This window comes from Microcystis wesenbergii NRERC-220, from assembly GCF_032027425.1.
Taxonomy (GTDB): domain Bacteria; phylum Cyanobacteriota; class Cyanobacteriia; order Cyanobacteriales; family Microcystaceae; genus Microcystis; species Microcystis wesenbergii_A.
Map to the genome: position 1 here is coordinate 4,056,449 of NZ_JAVSJA010000001.1, position 20,508 is coordinate 4,076,956.

General features: G+C 41.7%; 17 protein-coding genes and 3 pseudogenes. 12 read left to right on the top strand and 8 right to left on the bottom strand.

From position 1 onward, the window contains the following. Positions 1–65: 65 nt before the first annotated feature. From uppS to lysA, 3 genes are read right to left on the bottom strand one after another with little or no spacing between them, the layout of a single operon-like run. On the bottom strand, positions 66–815 hold the full coding sequence (gene uppS / locus RAM70_RS19630; RefSeq protein WP_288002460.1) for a polyprenyl diphosphate synthase: 750 nt from the start codon (positions 813–815) through the stop codon (positions 66–68). After that, the gene (gene cdaA / locus RAM70_RS19635; protein ID WP_312675227.1) at positions 812–1,732 is read right to left on the bottom strand and encodes a diadenylate cyclase CdaA; all 921 of its coding nucleotides are present in this window, start codon (positions 1,730–1,732) and stop codon (positions 812–814) included. Before cdaA ends, uppS begins: the two co-directional genes overlap by 4 nt. Positions 1,733–1,753: 21 nt before the next feature. Continuing rightward, a complete protein-coding gene (gene lysA / locus RAM70_RS19640; protein ID WP_312675229.1) occupies positions 1,754–3,157 on the bottom strand; it encodes a diaminopimelate decarboxylase in 1,404 nt (467 codons plus the stop codon). Between the two features lie 228 nt (positions 3,158–3,385). Between lysA and RAM70_RS19645 the strand changes: the two genes are divergently transcribed. Further along, positions 3,386–4,111: a GUN4 N-terminal ARM-like repeat domain-containing protein gene (locus RAM70_RS19645; protein WP_312675231.1), complete on the top strand. Its 726-nt coding sequence runs from the start codon at positions 3,386–3,388 to the stop codon at positions 4,109–4,111. Positions 4,112–4,146: 35 nt separating this feature from the next. On the opposite strand, the gene thyD is transcribed toward RAM70_RS19645, so the two are convergent. The 3 genes from thyD to petM form a co-directional block, all read right to left on the bottom strand. Beyond that, complete coding sequence (gene thyD / locus RAM70_RS19650; RefSeq protein ID WP_045358892.1) at positions 4,147–5,070, bottom strand: thylakoid membrane protein ThyD; 924 nt, start codon at positions 5,068–5,070, stop codon at positions 4,147–4,149. A gap of 251 nt (positions 5,071–5,321) precedes the next feature. Then, positions 5,322–5,681 carry a photosystem II reaction center protein Psb28 gene (gene psb28 / locus RAM70_RS19655; protein WP_190380313.1) on the bottom strand — a complete coding sequence of 120 codons (360 nt, stop codon included), beginning with the start codon at positions 5,679–5,681 and terminating at the stop codon, positions 5,322–5,324. A gap of 103 nt (positions 5,682–5,784) precedes the next feature. Next, positions 5,785–5,898, bottom strand: a complete 114-nt coding sequence (petM, locus tag RAM70_RS19660) for a cytochrome b6-f complex subunit PetM (protein ID WP_002731506.1) — start codon at positions 5,896–5,898, stop codon at positions 5,785–5,787. Positions 5,899–6,191: 293 nt separating this feature from the next. Between petM and RAM70_RS19665 the strand changes: the two genes are divergently transcribed. The 11 genes and pseudogenes from RAM70_RS19665 (at position 6,192) to RAM70_RS19715 (ending at position 17,351) form a co-directional block, all read left to right on the top strand. After that, positions 6,192–6,713, top strand: coding sequence for a DUF192 domain-containing protein (locus RAM70_RS19665; protein ID WP_080754274.1), 522 nt, complete (start codon positions 6,192–6,194; stop codon positions 6,711–6,713). A gap of 386 nt (positions 6,714–7,099) precedes the next feature. Beyond that, positions 7,100–7,294: a DUF2949 domain-containing protein gene (locus tag RAM70_RS19670; protein WP_045358889.1), complete on the top strand. Its 195-nt coding sequence runs from the start codon at positions 7,100–7,102 to the stop codon at positions 7,292–7,294. 176 nt (positions 7,295–7,470) lie between these two features. After that, entirely contained in the window at positions 7,471–8,343 is an 873-nt protein-coding gene (locus RAM70_RS19675) for an RpnC/YadD family protein (RefSeq protein WP_312675235.1), read from the top strand. After that, positions 8,340–9,212: an RpnC/YadD family protein gene (locus RAM70_RS19680; RefSeq protein WP_312675235.1), complete on the top strand. Its 873-nt coding sequence runs from the start codon at positions 8,340–8,342 to the stop codon at positions 9,210–9,212. Before RAM70_RS19675 ends, RAM70_RS19680 begins: the two co-directional genes overlap by 4 nt. Then, a complete protein-coding gene (locus RAM70_RS19685) occupies positions 9,209–10,081 on the top strand; it encodes an RpnC/YadD family protein (protein ID WP_312675235.1) in 873 nt (290 codons plus the stop codon). The genes RAM70_RS19680 and RAM70_RS19685 overlap by 4 nt, the downstream gene beginning before the upstream one ends. Continuing rightward, positions 10,078–10,662 (top strand): annotated as a pseudogene (locus RAM70_RS19690) (flagellar assembly protein H); the annotation flags it as partial. The gene RAM70_RS19685 and the pseudogene RAM70_RS19690, both read left to right, overlap by 4 nt. A gap of 183 nt (positions 10,663–10,845) precedes the next feature. Next, a pseudogene (locus tag RAM70_RS19695) lies at positions 10,846–12,061 on the top strand (ISL3 family transposase). A gap of 26 nt (positions 12,062–12,087) precedes the next feature. Continuing rightward, a pseudogene (locus RAM70_RS19700) lies at positions 12,088–12,363 on the top strand (hypothetical protein); the annotation flags it as partial. A gap of 71 nt (positions 12,364–12,434) precedes the next feature. Continuing rightward, positions 12,435–15,059 carry an alanine--tRNA ligase gene (gene alaS, locus RAM70_RS19705; RefSeq protein WP_312675239.1) on the top strand — a complete coding sequence of 875 codons (2,625 nt, stop codon included), beginning with the start codon at positions 12,435–12,437 and terminating at the stop codon, positions 15,057–15,059. A gap of 69 nt (positions 15,060–15,128) precedes the next feature. Beyond that, complete coding sequence (locus RAM70_RS19710; protein ID WP_312675241.1) at positions 15,129–16,604, top strand: AAA family ATPase; 1,476 nt, start codon at positions 15,129–15,131, stop codon at positions 16,602–16,604. A gap of 426 nt (positions 16,605–17,030) precedes the next feature. Further along, positions 17,031–17,351, top strand: coding sequence for a hypothetical protein (locus RAM70_RS19715; protein ID WP_312675243.1), 321 nt, complete (start codon positions 17,031–17,033; stop codon positions 17,349–17,351). A 170-nt stretch (positions 17,352–17,521) separates the two neighbouring features. Here the strand turns inward: RAM70_RS19715 and RAM70_RS19720 are convergent, their stop codons facing one another. Further along, positions 17,522–18,838: a family 10 glycosylhydrolase gene (locus tag RAM70_RS19720; RefSeq protein WP_312675245.1), complete on the bottom strand. Its 1,317-nt coding sequence runs from the start codon at positions 18,836–18,838 to the stop codon at positions 17,522–17,524. 92 nt (positions 18,839–18,930) lie between these two features. Then, positions 18,931–20,508, bottom strand: coding sequence for a glycosyltransferase family 39 protein (locus RAM70_RS19725; RefSeq protein WP_312675246.1), 1,578 nt, complete (start codon positions 20,506–20,508; stop codon positions 18,931–18,933).

The window sequence follows — 20,508 nt, forward strand, 5'->3', positions numbered from 1 at the left end:
CCACCCACAAAACACACTGATAATTGCCTCACAGTGGCTATTTTGATCAATTTGGGCTGCAGCCCCTATAATTTGCCAAAACGACGATGACGACCCTGATAATCTTTTAAAGCGCGGTGAAATTGCACTCGATCGAAATCGGGCCAGAGGGTGTCAGTAACGTAGATTTCCGCGTAGGCCATTTGCCAGAGTAAAAAATTACTAATTCGCATTTCCCCACTACTGCGAATTAACAGGTCTGGGTTAGGAATCCCGGCAGTATAAAGATACTGTTCAAAGAGAGATTCATCGATCGCTTCTGGGGAGACTAAACCCTGTTGCACCTGACGAGCGATCGCCTGACAAGCTTGTACAATTTCCTCTCGGCCGCCATAATTAGTAGCCACCGTAAATTGAATACCGGAATTTTCGCTAGTTTCTGCTTGGGATTTAGCAATTTCCCGTCTTAAAGACTCTGGCAAGGCTGATAAATTACCAATAAAGCGAATTTTAACATTTTCCTGCATCATTTCTTCTAATTCCCGCCGCAAAACCCGCTCGAATAGAGTCATTAAAAACTCTACTTCCTCGAGGGGACGACCCCAATTTTCCGTAGAAAAAGCATAAGCGGTTAAAGCGGGAATCCCCCAGTCACGACAACAGCGCAGCAAGTCCTTTAGTGCATCTACTCCCCGTTGATGGCCCATAATCCGCGGTAAACCACGACTTTTCGCCCAACGACCGTTCCCATCCATAATCACTGCGACGTGCTGAGGTAAACGGTTTTTATCTAAATCCGTAGGTAATTCTGGTGACAAGCTCGGTTTAAGAGTCATTTTCTATCTTTGGGGGTTGCGCTGGGCGAACGGGAGAATTTTTCTAAGATTAGACGACCTTTTAAGCCAATTGTACGCCCTAAACGTCCCCAACTCGGTGTGACCACTTCCCCCTCTCCCGACGGAGAAAACTTCGCTTCGAGCAGCTCTTTTAGTTTACTACTGGTTAAAGGCCGATCCAAATTACCCCCCGACGCGAGGGAAATCGAGCCAGTTTCCTCAGAAACCACAATACAGATACAATTATCCAGCCTTTCGGTGATGCCCATGGCCGCCCGATGACGGGTGCCTAATTGCCTAGAGGTACTGCGCTCCGATAAGGGTAGAATAACACCAGCGGCCACCACTCGATCGCCCCGAATAAATACGGCCCCATCGTGTAGTAAAGTTTTAGTTTGAAAAATAGTTTGAATTAATTCCTTAGATACTTCACCATTTAGCATCACTCCCGGATTGACAAACACCTTGGTATCGAGATTGCCACTGGTTTCTAATACCATCAGCGCACCGGTGCGATTTTGAGATAGATCCTTCACCGCGTCCACTAACTCATCAATGACATTATCGGTCTTGGGAGTGGGGGAACTTTTTTGAAATAATTCCCACACTTGACCTTTGCCCAATAATTCTAAAAAACGGCGGAATTCCGACTGAAAAATCACAGCAATCGCTACGGCTGCCCCCAAAATCAATTTTTCTAGGACTAACCCCAGCAAGCGCAATCCTAGGGCATCGCTAATCACCGAGGCCAGCATTAAGTAGATTAGTCCTCGCACCATCCAAAAGGTACGCCGCTCGCCGATAATTAGCAGCAGCATATAGGTAAGGAGGAGAACTAACCCAAAGTCTAGGACTGACAGACCATGGCTGAGAATCCAGGACAATAACCGGCGAGGGTCCAGAAAAAAACCCGACATGGGGGACAATAGCGATGAGGTTTACATCAAGGAGAGTCGAGTGGGTAAGCGGTCTTGACGCAGCAAATCCGCCAGATTTTCCCGTTCAAGGATCAGATTAGCTTCTCCGTTTTGGACAATTACCGCCGCCGGACGGGGTAAGCGGTTGTAATTAGAAGCCATACTGTAGTTATAGGCCCCCGTGGCTAAAACCACTAAAATATCCCCCGGGTTGGTTTTCGGTAGCGTAATGTCCTTAATTAGAATATCGCCAGATTCACAATGTTTTCCGGCTATTGTCACCACTTCCTGACATTCTTGACTCATTTTATTGGCGACAACGGCCCGATAAACCGATTGATAGGTAATCGGTCGGGGATTATCGGACATTCCGCCATCGACGGCGATATAGGTGCGGATTTCAGGGATTTCTTTGCGATTACCCACTGTATAGGCCGTTACGCAAGCGGTGGCAATCAGAGAGCGTCCCGGTTCGGCAATGAGCAGGGGATAAGCGATACCTCTTTCCTGACAAGCTTTGGCCACTGCTAAGGACACCGCTTGCACCCATTCCTCGATACTTGGGGGGTCATCACTTTCCAGGTAGCGAATCCCTAAACCACCACCCACATTTAATTGCTGTAGGGGTAAACCCCGTTCTAAACCTAATTTAAACCAATCTGCCAGCACAGCGGCTAAGTCTTGGTGGGGTTGACGTTCAAAAATCTGGGAACCGATGTGAGCGTGTAAACCCAGACAATTCAGCTGCGGATGAGCTAAAACATAGTCAAATACCGCTTCGATTTGATGGGGGTCAAAACCAAATTTACTGTCTAAGTGACCCGTGCGAATATATTCGTGGGTGTGGCACTCGATGCCGGGGGTTAACCGCAATAGGATCGGAATAGGGTTATCAGGACGATTTTCGCCTAATTTAACCAGATTTTCTAACTCTAGCCAGTTATCAACGATAATAATGCAGTTATGCTCGATCGCATATTCTAACTCGGCGATCGATTTGTTATTACCATGAAAGTATATCGGCACATCGGTTTTATTGCTCTGGTCTAAAGCGGTTAACACTGTGTGAATTTCTCCGGCCGACACCACATCAAAACCTAATCCCTCCCTAGCGACCACGGCCGATACGGCCAGGCAATTCCACGCTTTCGAGGCATAAATTACCCTAGATTCTCCGGGATAATGAGTCTGGAAACCTTGCAGGTATTGACGACAGGCAGTGCGGAGGGTGACTTCATCGACAATATACAAGGGTGAACCGAAACGTTCCACTAGGGTGGTCACATCGCAACCACCGATTTCTAGACAATCGCGGTTATTAACCTTGGCTGTCAGGGGGAACAGGGTTTGATTCGGGGATAGACAATCTTGATAGGCTAAATATTTTTGTCCGGAATTGCTGATTTTAGGTTCGGTTGATAGCATGATCGGTGTTTTTTGTCAAGAAATCGATAATTTTTGTTACAATCTCTGCCCATCACCGATTCAGTCAAGGGAATTTTGACCGTCGGTGATCTAGATAGCCAAAATAGTTCTCTCTTTCAGTGTACGATCAACCACCCGCTAAAAATCCCTTTTTTGTCAGGAAAAAATCGAGCAGCGACCCCGAAATAGTGGTAATAGTATTGAAGGAGTGGTCTTAAAAGTGATGATATGACTGACCAGAATGGCGTGTTAGTAGAAGAACAAAGCGAGGATATTACCGGTTTAGCGAGTCAATTAGCCACCGAGTCGCCGAAAAATCAATTACAGATCCTGACACGATTAGCCGGGGCCGGAGAAGGGGGACTAACTGTATTGAGAGATTTTTTATTAGCCCAGCGGCCGACTCCTGTTAATCTGGTGACAGGTAAGGCTTATCAATTGCTATACCAAGATAATAGCGATCAAAGCAAGGAATTTTTAGCTAATTATTTCCCCACGGGTATTGTTCCCCTCGATAGTGCTAAAGGTATCGATTATCGACTTTTACAGGAATTATTGGCTAAACAGGATTTTCAAACTGCCGATAGTCTCACCCGTCAAAAACTCTGTGAATTAGCAGGAGAAGGGGCAATACAGAGGAAATGGGTCTATTTTACGGAAGTAGAAGCTTTTCCCAAGGTTGACATTCAGACTATTGATAATCTTTGGTTGGTTCATTCGGAAGGGAAATTCGGTTGGTCGGTGCAGCGCAAATTATGGCTCGGTGTCGGTCAGGATTTCCCGAAACTTTGGCCGAAAATTGGTTGGAAAAATGGCAATAATTGGACAAAATACCCCCAAGAATTTATCTGGGATTTAAGCGCTCCCGTGGGCCATTTACCCCTGTTAAATCAACTGCGCGGGGTGAGAGTGGCTGCCTCTTTATTCTCCCATCCCGTCTGGGTTGAAAAATAGATTGAGAACACTTGTCTGGCTAGTATATCAGCTTTCTACATTTTCGGGACGATTTCTTGTAAGGCCGCTTCTAGATTAGGATAACGATAGTCAAAACCGATCGCTTGAGTGGCTTTTGGCAGCACTTCTTGACCTTCTAAGACGATTTTTGCTCCTTCTCCCAAGAGAATTTCGAGGGCAAAATCTGGCACTGGCAACCAAGAAGGACGATTCATTACTTCCCCTAAAATCTGACAGAATTCTTTCATCCGGACGGGATTGGGTGCAGTAGCGTTGAAAGTACCGCTAATTCCCTGGCGATCGAGACAATAGATAATTAAATTAATTAAATCATCCCGATGAATCCAAGAAAACCACTGACGTCCGCTGCCAATCGGTCCGCCGGCAAACAGTTTGAAGGGTGGGATCATTTTCCCTAAAGCACCCCCATTGCCTAAAACAATACCCGTGCGAAGAATGACTAAACGAGTGCCGTAATCTTTAACTTTTTGGGCGGCTGTTTCCCACTTTTTACAGACATCTGCCAGAAAATCGCCACCGGGAGGGCTATTTTCGTCAAAACTAGCGGTTTCACTGGTTCCATAGTAACCGATCGCCGAGGAGTTAATTAAAACTTTCGGTTTCTGGTCGGCCAGTGCGATCGCCTCGACAATTTTCTCGGTGCCGATTTCCCGACTAGCGACGATTGCTCGTTTTGCTTCACCGGTCCAGCGTTCCGAAATCGGTTCTCCCGCTAGATTAATCACCGCGTCACATCCGGAAATCTCTTTTTGCCAATCCCCCGATTCTGTGGCGATATAGGGAATAATCTCTATCTTAGGATAGATTGACTTTGGGTAAATTCTCTGGGCTTTATCGGGATTGCGAGTCAAAATTAGGATGTCATCGCCGCGATCATAGAGTTTGACCACCAATCGACTACCCACAAATCCCGTCGCCCCAGTAATCGCTATTTTCATGGTTTCTTGACTAAATTTATCCTTATTTTAGCTGGTTTTTAACTATCAGAATTCAGGAGTCAGGCTTCGGCCGTGAGCTCAGCGTTCGACCGAGCGTTCGACAAAAGCTCACGCGGCTCGACTGAGCTCGCCGAACGTCCGAAGTCTCACGCCGAGGTCCGAACGGAGTCAGGAGTCAGGAGTCAGGAGATTATTTTTATTTGTTCTCCCCACACCCTACACCCCACACCCTACACCCCACTTCCCACTTCTCACTTATCCTGATACCCCATCCCGTTGGCTGCCGCGTAACGATTCATAAAGCGCAGAAAACGCTCCCAGTGTTCATCGGTGATTTCAAAACCACATTCTACCCGTTGAATTTCATCTCCTTCATCTCCTCCAAAAATAAACTTAGTCGAGTTGGGAATAACTATAATCACTCCTTCCTCATCGGTGAGACGGAGATCGCCGTAGGTGCGGGTGGTGAAACTTTGGAAACGTTCGATCGCTTTCAGGGTTTTAAAAGTCATCAGGACATTGCGAATCCCGGTATTTTTATTTTGGCGGAGACTAACACCGCTTAATTCTTCTGATAAACCGACAAAAAACTCGATCGTGGGATTGGTCATAGGTGTGGGTATAAAATTTTAGTTATTGATTTTCTCTTAATTACTTTTGACTGGAAAAAGTAGTTCATGATTACTAATAAATAACCATGAACTGAAAAACAAGCTATTCCGCTTCCCCACCTTGGATTTTGAGGAGGAGAAAACCCCAAGCTAATCCGACGAGGACGAGAACGATCGCCACGATCGGACCATTAAATAACATACTTTCTGCGGTCATGGTGATTGCTCCTGAGCCTACAATAATCGATAAATGGTATTTTAACCTACGAAGGCGATCGACTGCTGCCAGACTGGGGCAAAATTGACGGGGAAAATCAGCCAATAACTTTGAGAACTTTCTTAGTATTTATGTTCTAGTGATTCTATCCCTCTGCTCAAGCAAGGAAGTACACTCACCCCTAGATATTTTTCATACTATTTTTATATTTGCTGTCGCCACTTTATGATAATGTCTTATCTGCTTAATTCTCCACTTATCCTGGGAAAATTAAGTATTGATAACTATTGGTGATGATCGGTAAAAAATCATTTATGCTCAAGCTCAAGTTAATATTATTTTTAGGTTTGTTGCTGCTGAGTTGTCAATCGACTCATCTCAATGGTAATAATAGTTCGATGGCTCAGATTACGACTGAGAATCAAGGGCAAATATTACCGATCACGGCCAAAGCAGATATTAATGGTGAGATGATTGAGTTAGAAGTGGCTCAAACCCCAGAACAACAGGCCAAGGGGTTAATGTATCGCTCGTCTTTGCAGAAAAATCGCGGTATGCTATTTCCCTTTGCACAACCTCTGATCGCCCGGTTTTGGATGAAAAATGTCTCGATTCCTCTAGACATGATTTTTCTAAAAGATGGTATAGTAAAAGCAGTTTTGCTAAATGTCCCCCCTTGTGCTGTGGATCCTTGTCCTGTCTATGGGCCAAACACCATGGTTAATCAAGTGATCGAACTAGCCGGGGGTCGAGCCAAAGAATTAGGAGTGAAAGAAGGAGATAAAATTAAGATTGAGTCTATCTCAAGACCTTAATTTTTGAAAATGGGGTTAACTTTCTTATAAAAAGTGTCCCTTGTCTGGAAGTATAATAAGTATGGCTTTTATAAGCTATTACGCATTTATACTGTTTAAAATCTAACATATCGATTAAGATTTTTATAGTCTATCAAGTCATAGATTGAATAATCTTCACCCTTGGTATAGATTAAACAGAGACAAAATTCTGATCGAGCTAACGGTACTATCTTAAGAGAGCCAGGGATTTTTAGAAAAGCTGATTACAATTTAAGCAAATCTATCGAAATCATCGAGATAGCTTAGATACAGAAAAAACGGTCGCAAGACTAACTGTCCTTGAAACCGATCAGGTGGTGTTTTGTTAAAATCACGAGATGTACTATTGAGGAAAAAATCCCCCTATGTCCACGATTGCCTATTCCCAATTCCGACAATTTCTACAAGAGGAATTGTCCCTTCCCCAAGAATCGATCGCTATGGCCGAGCGCTCGATCCAATCTGATAAAATTCATTTACCGATGATTCTCTGGCAGTACGGTTTAGTGACTTTGGAACAATTAGACAAAATTTATGATTTTCTCGAAAAGGTAGTCTAATCTTACAATTGCTCACTATTGACAAGGAGAATAATTGCCATGGCGGCTCATAGTTTCTGGCACAATTTGAAAATTCAGATTCCAAAAACTACCAATCATCACTTGAGAAGTGGGTTTAAATAACCCACTTTTTTAATAACTATACAATTGAAAATTATCGATTAACTGCTCAGTCCATGAAACCCCATGACCAATTTGCCAAAAACTACCTTGAACAATTACTTTCTCCCCTGGGAATCGTCGAAATCAGCAAAGAAGTCAGCGACGAAACCCGACAGATAGATTTATTTTTTTCCCCCAATCCCGAACCCAACCCCGATTATCTGGGATTATTAGGCAGAATTGTCCTTAATACTGTCTTGATTGAACCCTATCGCAATCCTCCCAACCGTAGCGAGATTCGTAATTGTTTAGCGAAACTTTTGACGATTTTAGCTGAACTGCAAAGACAAGCTAAACGGGAAAATCAGAGTTACAATGAAGACAATGCCCCTCGTTTGTGGATTTTATCCCCTTCCGCTAGTCTGACTCTTTTAGAGAGTATTGGGGCAAAATTAGACCCAGATTGGCCAGAAGGAGTCTATTTTCTTCCCTCGCTTTATCGCACGGCAATTATCGCTATTAATCAATTGCCTGTGACGGCTGAGACTCTCTGGTTAAGATTATTAGGACGGGGAAAAACTCAAGACCAAGCGGTGCGAGAATTGTTAGAATTACCTCAAGGTAATGCTTTCTGGGAAAATGTCCTGGAATTATTAATTAGTTGGCGGGTTAGTATGGAAATAAATAACATCCTAGAAACTGAAGATAGAGAGGTGTTTATGACCTTATCTCAAACCTATCAGGAATGGAAGGAAGCAACTAAACAGGAAGGAATCGAACAAGGACTAGAACAAGGACTAGAGCGAGGACTAGAGCGAGGTAAACTAGAGGCTAAACTGGAATCTATTCCCCGTTTGCTTGCTTTGGGTTTAAGTGTGGAACAAATCGCTCAAGCTTTGGATTTAGACTTAGAACAAGTCCGACAAGCTATTCAAGAAACTCCATGAAACCCCATGACCAATTTGCCAAAAACTACCTTGAACAATTACTTTCTCCCCTGGGAATCGTCGAAATCAGCAAAGAAGTCAGCGACGAAACCCGACAGATAGATTTATTTTTTTCCCCCAATCCCGAACCCAACCCCGATTATCTGGGATTATTAGGCAGAATTGTCCTTAATACTGTCTTGATTGAACCCTATCGCAATCCTCCCAACCGTAGCGAGATTCGTAATTGTTTAGCGAAACTTTTGACGATTTTAGCTGAACTGCAAAGACAAGCTAAACGGGAAAATCAGAGTTACAATGAAGACAATGCCCCTCGTTTGTGGATTTTATCCCCTTCCGCTAGTCTGACTCTTTTAGAGAGTATTGGGGCAAAATTAGACCCAGATTGGCCAGAAGGAGTCTATTTTCTTCCCTCGCTTTATCGCACGGCAATTATCGCTATTAATCAATTGCCTGTGACGGCTGAGACTCTCTGGTTAAGATTATTAGGACGGGGAAAAACTCAAGACCAAGCGGTGCGAGAATTGTTAGAATTACCTCAAGGTAATGCTTTCTGGGAAAATGTCCTGGAATTATTAATTAGTTGGCGGGTTAGTATGGAAATAAATAACATCCTAGAAACTGAAGATAGAGAGGTGTTTATGACCTTATCTCAAACCTATCAGGAATGGAAGGAAGCAACTAAACAGGAAGGAATCGAACAAGGACTAGAACAAGGACTAGAGCGAGGACTAGAGCGAGGTAAACTAGAGGCTAAACTGGAATCTATTCCCCGTTTGCTTGCTTTGGGTTTAAGTGTGGAACAAATCGCTCAAGCTTTGGATTTAGACTTAGAACAAGTCCGACAAGCTATTCAAGAAACTCCATGAAACCCCATGACCAATTTGCCAAAAACTACCTTGAACAATTACTTTCTCCCCTGGGAATCGTCGAAATCAGCAAAGAAGTCAGCGACGAAACCCGACAGATAGATTTATTTTTTTCCCCCAATCCCGAACCCAACCCCGATTATCTGGGATTATTAGGCAGAATTGTCCTTAATACTGTCTTGATTGAACCCTATCGCAATCCTCCCAACCGTAGCGAGATTCGTAATTGTTTAGCGAAACTTTTGACGATTTTAGCTGAACTGCAAAGACAAGCTAAACGGGAAAATCAGAGTTACAATGAAGACAATGCCCCTCGTTTGTGGATTTTATCCCCTTCCGCTAGTCTGACTCTTTTAGAGAGTATTGGGGCAAAATTAGACCCAGATTGGCCAGAAGGAGTCTATTTTCTTCCCTCGCTTTATCGCACGGCAATTATCGCTATTAATCAATTGCCTGTGACGGCTGAGACTCTCTGGTTAAGATTATTAGGACGGGGAAAAACTCAAGACCAAGCGGTGCGAGAATTGTTAGAATTACCTCAAGGTAATGCTTTCTGGGAAAATGTCCTGGAATTATTAATTAGTTGGCGGGTTAGTATGGAAATAAATAACATCCTAGAAACTGAAGATAGAGAGGTGTTTATGACCTTATCTCAAACCTATCAGGAATGGAAGGAAGCAACTAAACAGGAAGGAATCGAACAAGGACTAGAACAAGGACTAGAGCGAGGACTAGAGCGAGGTAAACTAGAGGCTAAACTGGAATCTATTCCCCGTTTGCTTGCTTTGGGTTTAAGTGTGGAACAAATCGCTCAAGCTTTGGATTTAGACTTAGAACAAGTCCGACAAGCTATTCAAGAAACTCCATGAAACCCCATGACCAATTTGCCAAAAACTACCTTGAACAATTACTTTCTCCCCTGGGAATCGTCGAAATCAGCAAAGAAGTCAGCGACGAAACCCGACAGATAGATTTATTTTTTTCCCCCAATCCCGAACCCAACCCCGATTATCTGGGATTATTAGGCAGAATTGTCCTTAATACTGTCTTGATTGAACCCTATCGCAATCCTCCCAACCGTAGCGAGATTCGTAATTGTTTAGCAAAACTTTTGACGATTTTAGCTGAACTGCAAAGACAAGCTAAACGGGAAAATCAGAGTTACAATGAAGACAATGCCCCTCGTTTGTGGATTTTATCCCCTTCCGCTAGTCTGACTCTTTTAGAGAGTATTGGGGCAAAATTAGACCCAGATTGGCCAGAAGGAGTCTATTTTCTTCCCTCGCTTTATCGCACGGCAATTATCGCTATTAATCAATTGCCTGTGACGGCTGAGACTCTTTGGTTAAGATTATTAGGACGGGGAAAAACTCAAGACCAAGCGGTGCGAGAATTGTTAGAATTACCTCAAGGTAATGCTTTCCGGGAAAATGTCCTGGAATTATTAATTAGGGCTCTTCGGTAATTGTTATGCAAATAATTAACTTAAAATAAAATTCGATGATAGTGCTTACGCTCAAAAATAGCTGAAATCTATACAGGGAGAAATTTTAGACACAAACAGGTTAATACCAAAAGATAGACAATTGAGTTAAGATTTAATATAATAGCCAAAAACCAGAGTATTTTACTTATGATACTTGACAAATTTTTGAACCTAGAAGGAACCTCTATTCAAGGCTATCGACACCTAGAAAATGTCGGTATAGTTTGACGAATCGAATCGAAAAAGAAAAAAGCAATCTGTCCTCGTTGTGGGTTAGAGAGCGATAAACTACACCAAAATCATCGACATTTAGTCAAAGATTTACCGCTCTCAGGCCAACCAGTGTACCTACAAGTTAATCGTCGTCAATTTAAGTGCGATAATTGTCAGAAGCCCTTTAGCGAAGAGTTAGATTTTGTCGCCAGTAAACGAACCTATACGAAAAGACTAGCCGAGAATATACTTGAACAATTAAAATCAGGAGATATTTTTAAATGTTAGCCGAAGAAATGACGTAACGGAAGAAGAGATTCAAAGAATGCTAGAGGACATCGCTGAAGAAATTACCGAGCCAGATTTATCGGAATTAAAAAGACTAGGAATTGATGAAATCGCTCTAGTGAAGGGACAAAAAAATTACTGTGCAGTTTTAGTAAATTTAGATACGGGAAAACTAATAGCTATTCTGGAGAAGCGAACACAAGAAGAGTTTAAGAAAACCCTTACGGGCTGGGGAAAAGAGGTGTTAGAGCCAATTGAAGAAGTAAGCATAGATCTTTGGTTGTCCTATAAAAATCTGGTAAAAGAATTGATGCCGTCGGCCGAGGTAGTCGCTGATAGATTCCATGTAATGAAACAAATTAATCAAGAGTTAGACGAACAGAGAAGAGCGGAAAAAAGAGCCGTAGAAGCGCGGAAAAATAAAAAACAGAAAGCGGAAAAAGAAGCGAAGCTAGAAGTTTTAAAGCGAAGTAAATATAGCCTGTTAAAAAATGAAGAAGATTTAACGGAACCCCAAAAAATCAAACTAGAAGCTATCAAAAAAACTTGGCTAAATTTGAAAGAGATGCACGAATTAAAGTAAGAATTCAGAAGGATTTACGAAACCTCAAAGAATCCGACAGAGGGAATGCTATCCATCTCGGAATGGTTGGCAAAATCCTCCAGTGTTTTTACCAAGAGTTGTCAAACAATCCGAAACTGGTTTGGAGAAATCATTAGTTATTTCGAGCGAAGGACAACGAATGGATTAGTCGAGGGAATCAACAATAAACTTAAACTAATAAAACGAAGAGGCTATGGCTTTAGAAACTTTCGGAATTTTTGGGTTAGAAGTATGTTGTCTTGGCATCTTGTCTGTTGATTTAGCATAAAGAGTAACGAAGAGCCTTAATTAGTTGGCGGGTTAGTATGGAAATAAATAACATCCTAGAAACTGAAGATAGAGAGGTGTTTATGACCTTATCTCAAACCTATCAGGAATGGAAGGAAGCAACTAAACGGGAAGGACGACTGGAAGGAAAACTGGAAGGAAAACTAGAAGGAAAACTAGAAGGAAAACTGGAATCTATTCCCCGTTTGCTTGCTTTGGGTTTAAGTGTGGAACAAATCGCTCAAGCTTTGGATTTAGACTTAGAACAGGTCCGACAAGCGGCGCGAGAGTAAAGGTGGAGAGTTAAAACGCAAAAATGCCACAATGGATAAAATAGGCATTTTCTGACTAACTGACATCTTCTATGAGTAACCACCTAAGCGGAAGCGAGATTCGCCAGCGATTTTTAGACTTTTTTGCGGCCAGAAACCATAAAATTCTCCCTAGTGCCTCTCTAGTACCAGAAGACCCCACCGTTTTGCTGACTATTGCGGGAATGCTCCCTTTTAAACCGATTTTCTTAGGGCAAAAGACCCCAGAATTTCCCCGCGCTACCACTTCCCAAAAATGTATTCGCACCAACGATATCGAAAATGTCGGCCGGACTGCTAGACATCATACTTTTTTTGAGATGTTGGGCAATTTTAGCTTTGGTGATTATTTTAAAGAACAAGCGATCGCCTGGGCCTGGGAATTGTCCACAGAAGTTTTTAACCTTCCCCCCGAAAGATTAGTCGTTAGTGTCTTTAAAGAGGATGAGGAAGCTTTCGCTATCTGGCGCGATAAAATCGGTATTCCTGCCCATCGTATCCAAAAAATGGGCGAAGCGGATAACTTTTGGGTATCGGGTCCCACGGGTCCCTGTGGTCCCTGTTCGGAAATTTACTACGATTTTCACCCGGAATTAGGGGATAAAACCATCGATTTAGAGGATGATAGCCGTTTTATCGAGTTTTATAACCTCGTCTTCATGCAGTATAACCGCGACGCGGACGGCAATCTAACACCCCTAGCGAATAAAAACATCGATACGGGGATGGGTTTGGAACGGATGGCGCAAATCCTGCAAAAAGTCGCCAATAACTACGAAACTGACCTAATTTTCCCGATTGTCGCTGAAGCGGCCCGGTTAGCAGCCATAGACTACCAGAAAGCGGACGAAAAAACGAAAGTTTCCCTAAAAGTCATCGGCGATCATGTGCGTTCGGTAGTACACATGATAGCGGATGGTATCTCAGCATCGAATACTGACAGAGGTTACGTCCTGCGTCGTCTGATTCGGAGAGTAGTACGACACGGGCGTTTGATCGGTATTGAAGGTCAATTTATCACCAAAGTGGCGGAAGTGGCGATCGCTCTTTCCGAGTCCGTCTATGGCAATGTTCGGGAACGAGAAACGGTTATCAAGGCAGAATTAGAGCGAGAGGAAGCGAGATTTTTAGAAACCCTAGAAAGAGGCGAGAAACTGCTCGAATCGATTCTAGAAAAAGAAAAAAGCCAGATTTCGGGAGTCGATGCCTTTACCCTTTATGATACCTATGGCTTCCCCCTGGAACTCACTCAAGAAATCGCCGAGGAGCAGGGTTTAAGCGTCGATACGGCGGGTTTCGAGCAGGAAATGAAAAAACAGCAGCAAAGATCAAAAGCCGCCCACGAAACCATAGATTTGACGGTACAGGGCAGTTTAGATAAGCTGGCGGAACATATTCACCCGACGGAATTTCTCGGTTATACGGATTTGCAAGCAAACGCAACAGTAACGGCAGTTTTGGTCACTGGTAAAACGGTGGAATCGGCCGCAGCAGGCACTGAGGTGCAGATAGTTCTCGATCAAACCCCTTTTTATGCCGAATCGGGTGGACAAATCGGTGACAAGGGTTATTTAACCGGCGATAATCTGGTTATCCGCGTTGAGGATGTGCAGAAAGAATCGGGGATTTTTATCCATTTTGGTCGGATTGAGCGGGGAATTGTCACCACCGGCGATACAATTAATGCACAGATTGACCGTTCCTGTCGTCGTCGCGCCCAAGCTAATCATACCGCCACCCATCTGCTACAATCGGCCTTGAAAAAGCTTGTGGATGGGGGGATTTCCCAAGCAGGTTCCCTCGTCAGTTTTGAGCGCCTCCGTTTTGATTTTAACTGTCCTCGTCCCCTGACTGGCGCTGAATTGCAACAGGTGGAAGAACAGATTAACACTTGGATTGCCGAAGCGCATGACACCGAGATAGCGGTGATGGGATTGGAAGAAGCGAAGCAGAAGGGAGCTATTGCCATGTTTGGCGAGAAATACGGCTCAGAAGTGCGAGTTATCGATATTCCTAGCGTTTCTATGGAATTATGCGGGGGAACTCACGTTAAAAATACCGCCGAGATCGGTTTATTTAAAATCATCTCCGAGACGGGAATCGCCGCAGGAATTCGTCGCATCGAAGCGGTGGCTGGCCCCGCCGTGTTAGCATACCTGAATGAACGGGATCAGGTAGTGCGGGACTTGTGCGATCGCTTTAAGGTCAAACCTCTGGAAATTCCCGATCGCATTACGGCCCTACAATCGGAGTTAAAGGGGACACAAAAGCAGTTAGAAGCGGTTAAACAGGAGTTAGCACTAAATAAATCGGATGCTTTGCTATCTCAAGCTGAATCTATCGGCGAATTTAAGCTATTAGTCGCTTCTTTGGGCGATATTGATGCCAATGCTTTGATGGCCGCAGCCGAAAGACTACAGCAAAAATTAGGGGAAGGGGCAGTGATTTTGGCCTCGACTCCCGCAGCTGATAAAGTGAGTTTAGTGGCCGCTTTTAGTCCCCGGGTGATTAAAGATAAGGGTTTACAAGCGGGTAAATTTATCGGTGTGATCGCTAAAATCTGCGCTGGTGGTGGTGGTGGTCGTCCCAATTTAGCTCAAGCTGGGGGACGGGATGCTAGTAAGTTAAGCGAAGCTTTAGCTAAGGCCAAAAGTCAGTTAACTAGCAGTTTACAATAGTGTTAAGGGTGGGCATTTTGTCCACCTTTAAAAATTAGTTATCCTCTCGGTGTGATTGGTAAAAATAATATGGAACTACTGATCAAGAATTTGGGATCAATTAGAAATAATAATCAAGCTATAGATTTAACTAAGAAGTTTTATACTTTTATTGGCTACAACAATAGTGGCAAAACCCTAGTTTCTCAGCTTTTATGGACAATTTTTAATGATGACAATATTAGAAAGTTTTCCGAAAATACCCAAATTGATTCTTTAGTAATTGACTCGGAAAAACCTATTAAAAAAATTACGATCAATCAAGAATTAATCGATGAGATTCTCAATAAATTTAGCCGATTTATTGAAAAAGAAGTTGTTAATACTTATAATCTTGATGCCAGTATTAAAGAAACGATTATTGGTTCCAATAAATTAATTTTTCAAGCAAATATCAAAGAATTTAAAGAGACGAAATTTAAAACAACTTTTTTGGTTCGTGTTGCAGGAAATAATGATCTGGAGTATTTACAGATTAGCAAGGGCAAAGGTAGCCTAACAATAAATATAAAAGAGAATAATATCCCTGAAAAAGTATTTGATAAAATACCCAGAGACTTTTTTGAGAGAGCTAAACCATACAAGGAATCAGTAATTATTCCGTCAATAATAAGAGTGCTTTTGTCTCATGCAGAAGATACTTTTTTTATCCCCGCTAGTCGTAGCTTTTTTCCTGTTTTCTACCAGTACATTTATGAGATAGAAAGAAATAAGAGAATTGAGTCTAACCGTCTATTTTTAGAATTAATAGAAAATATTGATGATGATAGTGACAGTCATGAAGATAAATTAAAACGTCTTCGGGAACAATTACCCAAAAGGTCTTATACAGAACCAATGAATAAAGTGATTGAGTCGCTTTATTCTCTCAATACCAAGAAAAAAATTAATTCAGTTTATAATTCTCTGATTGAAAAGATGAGCGGATTAATGGGAGGAGAAATCACGATTTCTAGTCTAGAATCGATCGCACCTATTCAATTTTCTTTTAAATTCGATGAAAGCAAAGATTTACCCATGTATCTAGCTTCATCTTCAGTCAATCAGTTGACTATCTTGTATCTTTATCTCAAATATTGGGCCAAGGAAAAAAACAATTTTTTGATGATAGATGAACCAGAAGTTAATTTGCATCCCGAAAATCAAATTCGCTTAATGGATATTTTAGTTCAATTTGTCACCGAGCATAATAATCGGGTTTTGATCACCACCCATAGCCCAATTTTAACCGATATTCTCAACAATTATGTTTATCTTCATACCTTAAAAAGTTATGATGTTGATGTCACAAAAATTATTGAGGATAATCAATTAAAAAATTTAAATCCAGAAATTTCAATTGCTAAAGAAGACTTAGGGGTTTACTTTTTCACAGGTGATAAAATTATTGATTATGGAACCAGTCAATATGGTGTTTATTTTCGTAATTTTACAGAAGTTATCAACTCCGTGCAGAAATCTGGAGAAATTTTAACCAATCATATCTATTTAGCAGAGAATGAGTAAGTCTAACTCAAAAAAAGAAATATTTTCCCTTAGACAAGAGTTTCACCAAGCTTTAAAAAATCGGGTTTTATTGAAGAAATCTGCCTTAGTCAGGATGCGTATATTGAAATTCAAGAAACAAATAAGAGCGATTTAAAGAAAGTAGTTATTAATCACTTACAGTTATCGTCTAAAAATGACAAAAATATATCTATAGAAGTAGATAAAATCTGGGTTATCAATTTAGAAAAAGAGTTACCCGGTATCTCTGCTTCTGGCAAAACCCCTGAAAAAGCTATATTAGTTTTACAGAGAAAAGTCGATGATGCTGGTAAAATTCTCAATTATCATCTGCAAATTTGTTTAGTTGAACTCAAAGCATCCCTACAGGCAAAAAAAGACAAAGAAAGCACATTAAAGCAGCTTGCTGGTAAATTTCAAAGCGGGATGAATAGAATCTATATGCTTCTGACTCTCAATAATCATGCTAATCCCCAGAAAAACTATCAAGATACAGAAATATTTGTGCATTTCAGAGGAATCATTTTTTATAATCGTAACGAAATTAGTGAGATTGCCAAAGAAAATGAGCCAGACTATAATTCGCGCGAGAGTACCTTATATAAAATTCTCTCTCAATCTACAACATCAAATTTATTAACCCTAGAAACCCTATTAGAAGAACGAGATAAAATCGTCGTTAGGTTTATCCAAAATCCCAATCAAAATCAAAATTATATCACCATAGGACTGAAAGATTTACTCTGAATAAATGCTGCTTCTCTGCAATCTTGACAAGCTTTTTAGCTGGCAGCATTTCACTGTTTACTGTTTACTGGACGGCTACGCCGTGCCTTTGGCAACACTGAAAAAAAACCGCCACTCTCCTATACCTTTTAAACAGTATTTAGTATAATTTTGATGGGCAAAAATTGCTATTAACTACCCGGAGGGGGAATTACAGGAATTTCGATCCCGTCCGGCGCTAAGGGGGGAGGTGTGGGGGTTGGTTCTGGCTGGTAAATAGGTTCAGGGGTACTAACTAAGGGAATATTTTCCAGCACGGGAAGACGGGGAGTAATGGGTTGGGAAAACATCGCTTGAATTGCCGCTTTTCTGGTTTCTGGAGGTTCCAAAGCTTGCTGCCAGAGACTTTCATAAAAGAAGAAAATCACCCCTAAACCCCGTTGACGAGCAGCCAATACCTTTTCTTCAATAAAGGGTAGGGCAATCGGTCGATTGCGTAAACCGGTTAAAACTCCCACACCGGTGGGGATAGTTTGCTGGGTTTCCTGAATTTCGGGACGCTCTATTTGTTTGAGAAAACTGGGCAGATCGGGACGATAAACCTGTACAATTAACTCGTCGACTAATCCTTGCCGCACCCAACCGAGCCAATCCTGTAAATGACCATTATAGGCGAATTCGTAGGGATTAGGGGCGATCGAAAGCAGTATATTCGGTTTAATTGCCTCAATTGATTCTTTGAGATTAGCCAGAAAAGCAGTGATTTTATCGGCCCGCCATTTTGTCCATTCGGGATCCCGGGGGTTAGCCGGGGGCGTTTTTTCGGTTTCCTGTTGATAAAGGGCGATAGTATAGGGATCATAGCCGAATTCGTTGGGTAAACTCAGATGATCGTCGAATTGGATGCCGTTAATATCGTATTGTCTCACCACTTCCAAGACTAATTCCCGCAGAAAATTCTGCACCTCGGGACGGAAGGGATTCAACCACACCACCTCACCGGCTGCCCCCACCCAAGTGGTCCCTCCGTCGCGTTTTTGGGTTAACCAGTCCTGATGTTTTAAGGCTAATTCTGAGGTGGGAGGGGCCATAAATCCGAATTCAAACCAAGGAATGACTAATAATCCCATTCCACGGGTTTGTTCCACCAATTCTGCCAAGATATCTTGTCCCTGCGCTCCCGTAGGCACAAAAGGCTGTATTCCTTCCCGTTGAGCGATCGCACTAGGATAGAGAGCATAACCGGAATTCCAAACCACGGGATAGATAGCATTAAAATTAAGATTAACTAATTGCTCGATCGCCTGTTGTCGTTTATCCCTGTCCATCAGCATCGCAGTATCGTTGGTAGTGATCCAAACACCGCGGATATCGCCATCCCGACTTTGAGAGAAAGCAGCGGAAAAATAGCCTAATAGTAGGACTATTAGAAAAGATACTAAGAATAGTAGTATGGGGAGCTTTTTAAGAATTTGCCGCCAAACGCTGGTCGGAATTAGAAAAGTCATTTCTTTAAGGTGAAGATTAACGCTTTTAACTGGTTATGATAACAGCTTTGCTCAACTCTTTCAGGCTAGATTGACCCAAAATATATATTTGCCTATTTCTTCCCTCGCCACAATTGACCTTGAGGATAGAAATAATCAAGACGAATATCGAATTGATCTAGGGCCAGTAATAACCGATTGGAAGGACGAAAAAGAAATAAGTTGACGCGGGGAATTTCTAGGACTTCTTCTAACTTATCGGTATCGGGGTTAGTGGTAGTCAGAAAGTATTGTACATCAGCATTAAGACGATAATTCAGGGAAAGCAAATCACCTAAGTTAGTCCAGTCATTACCTTCGTCGCTGATAATAATGGCCTTAGGTACAGCATTGATTTTTCTCGCAACTTCGCCATTCCAATAACTAGGAACTTTTGCCCAACTGGTTTCGGAAAGAGCATTATTGAAGTTCGATATTATACTAGCAGTTAACAGAAAAGTCAAGATAATTTTACCTAAAAATTTACCTTGATTAAGCAATTGTGACAAGAAAAAAGCCACAGTTATATAGATAGTAGGAAAGGTCGCAATTAGATAACGGGTGACAGTTGATCTAGTGGTGGTCAAAATTAGATCGGGAATGACTAAAGCTAGGAAAGGTACTAGGGTTGAGGTAATCAGAAAAGTAAAAGCTATCGGGTTATTGTAGCGATAAACTCGCTCAAAAGCATAGATAGTTAAGATTAAAAAAATTACTCTATATATATAGGTAAAGATGTTATTAAAACCAAAATCGCTATCGCTAAATAGAGAAGTAAAAGTTAAGAGCCATAATTTACCGAACAATCCCCAATCGAGATAGTTAACGGCAGCCCAACTGGTGGAGTTAAAGGCCCTTTGAGAGTTAGTTAAAAAAACCTGTAACCAGGGTATATATAAAATCATCATCGTTAACCCAGATAACAGGAAAAATATCAAGTTATTTTTTCGCTCTGGTTTCATAACAAGATACCAAATTATCAAGGTTGCTTGAGCAAATAAGTTGAGGATAAAAAAGAGATGGGTGTAGAGTCCGAGAGTATTAGCGAGGGTGTATAAAGACCAATTAACAAGAGTTCTTTTTTTGAGACATTTTAACAGCATCAATTGACTGATTATCGTTAACAAAACTAAAAGACTATACTGACGGGACATTTGAGCAAATATTATATCAACTGGGGACAGTGCCAATAAAATTACTGCTAAAATTGCCGTTAACTTTGATGTAAATAATTCTAGGGATAGATAGTAAATAAATGGCAGGGAGAGAAGACTAAAAATAATCGCTAAACTGCGGGAAGAAACGGGAGAAAAACCGAATATTTTTTCCCAATAGCGAGAGATAATAAAGTATAAAGGTGGGTGCTGAGGGTCTTCTTTAGCGAGAGATTGAATCGTATCAAAAACATTACTTTCGGGTTTCAGTTGTTGAAATTTTCCTAATTCTGTGGTAGATAAAAAACGATTTTGAAAGATAGTATCGGCGATTTCCTTTGCTTGATAACCAGTGGTTCTAATCGTGGTGTAGGATTCATCATGCCAATAGATTTTTTTATCGATATTCGCAAAACGAAAAACCACACCGAGAGTTAGGATAATTGCCAAAAGTATTAAGAGCCAATTGGGAGTTTTATAATTAATAGTTGCTTTCAT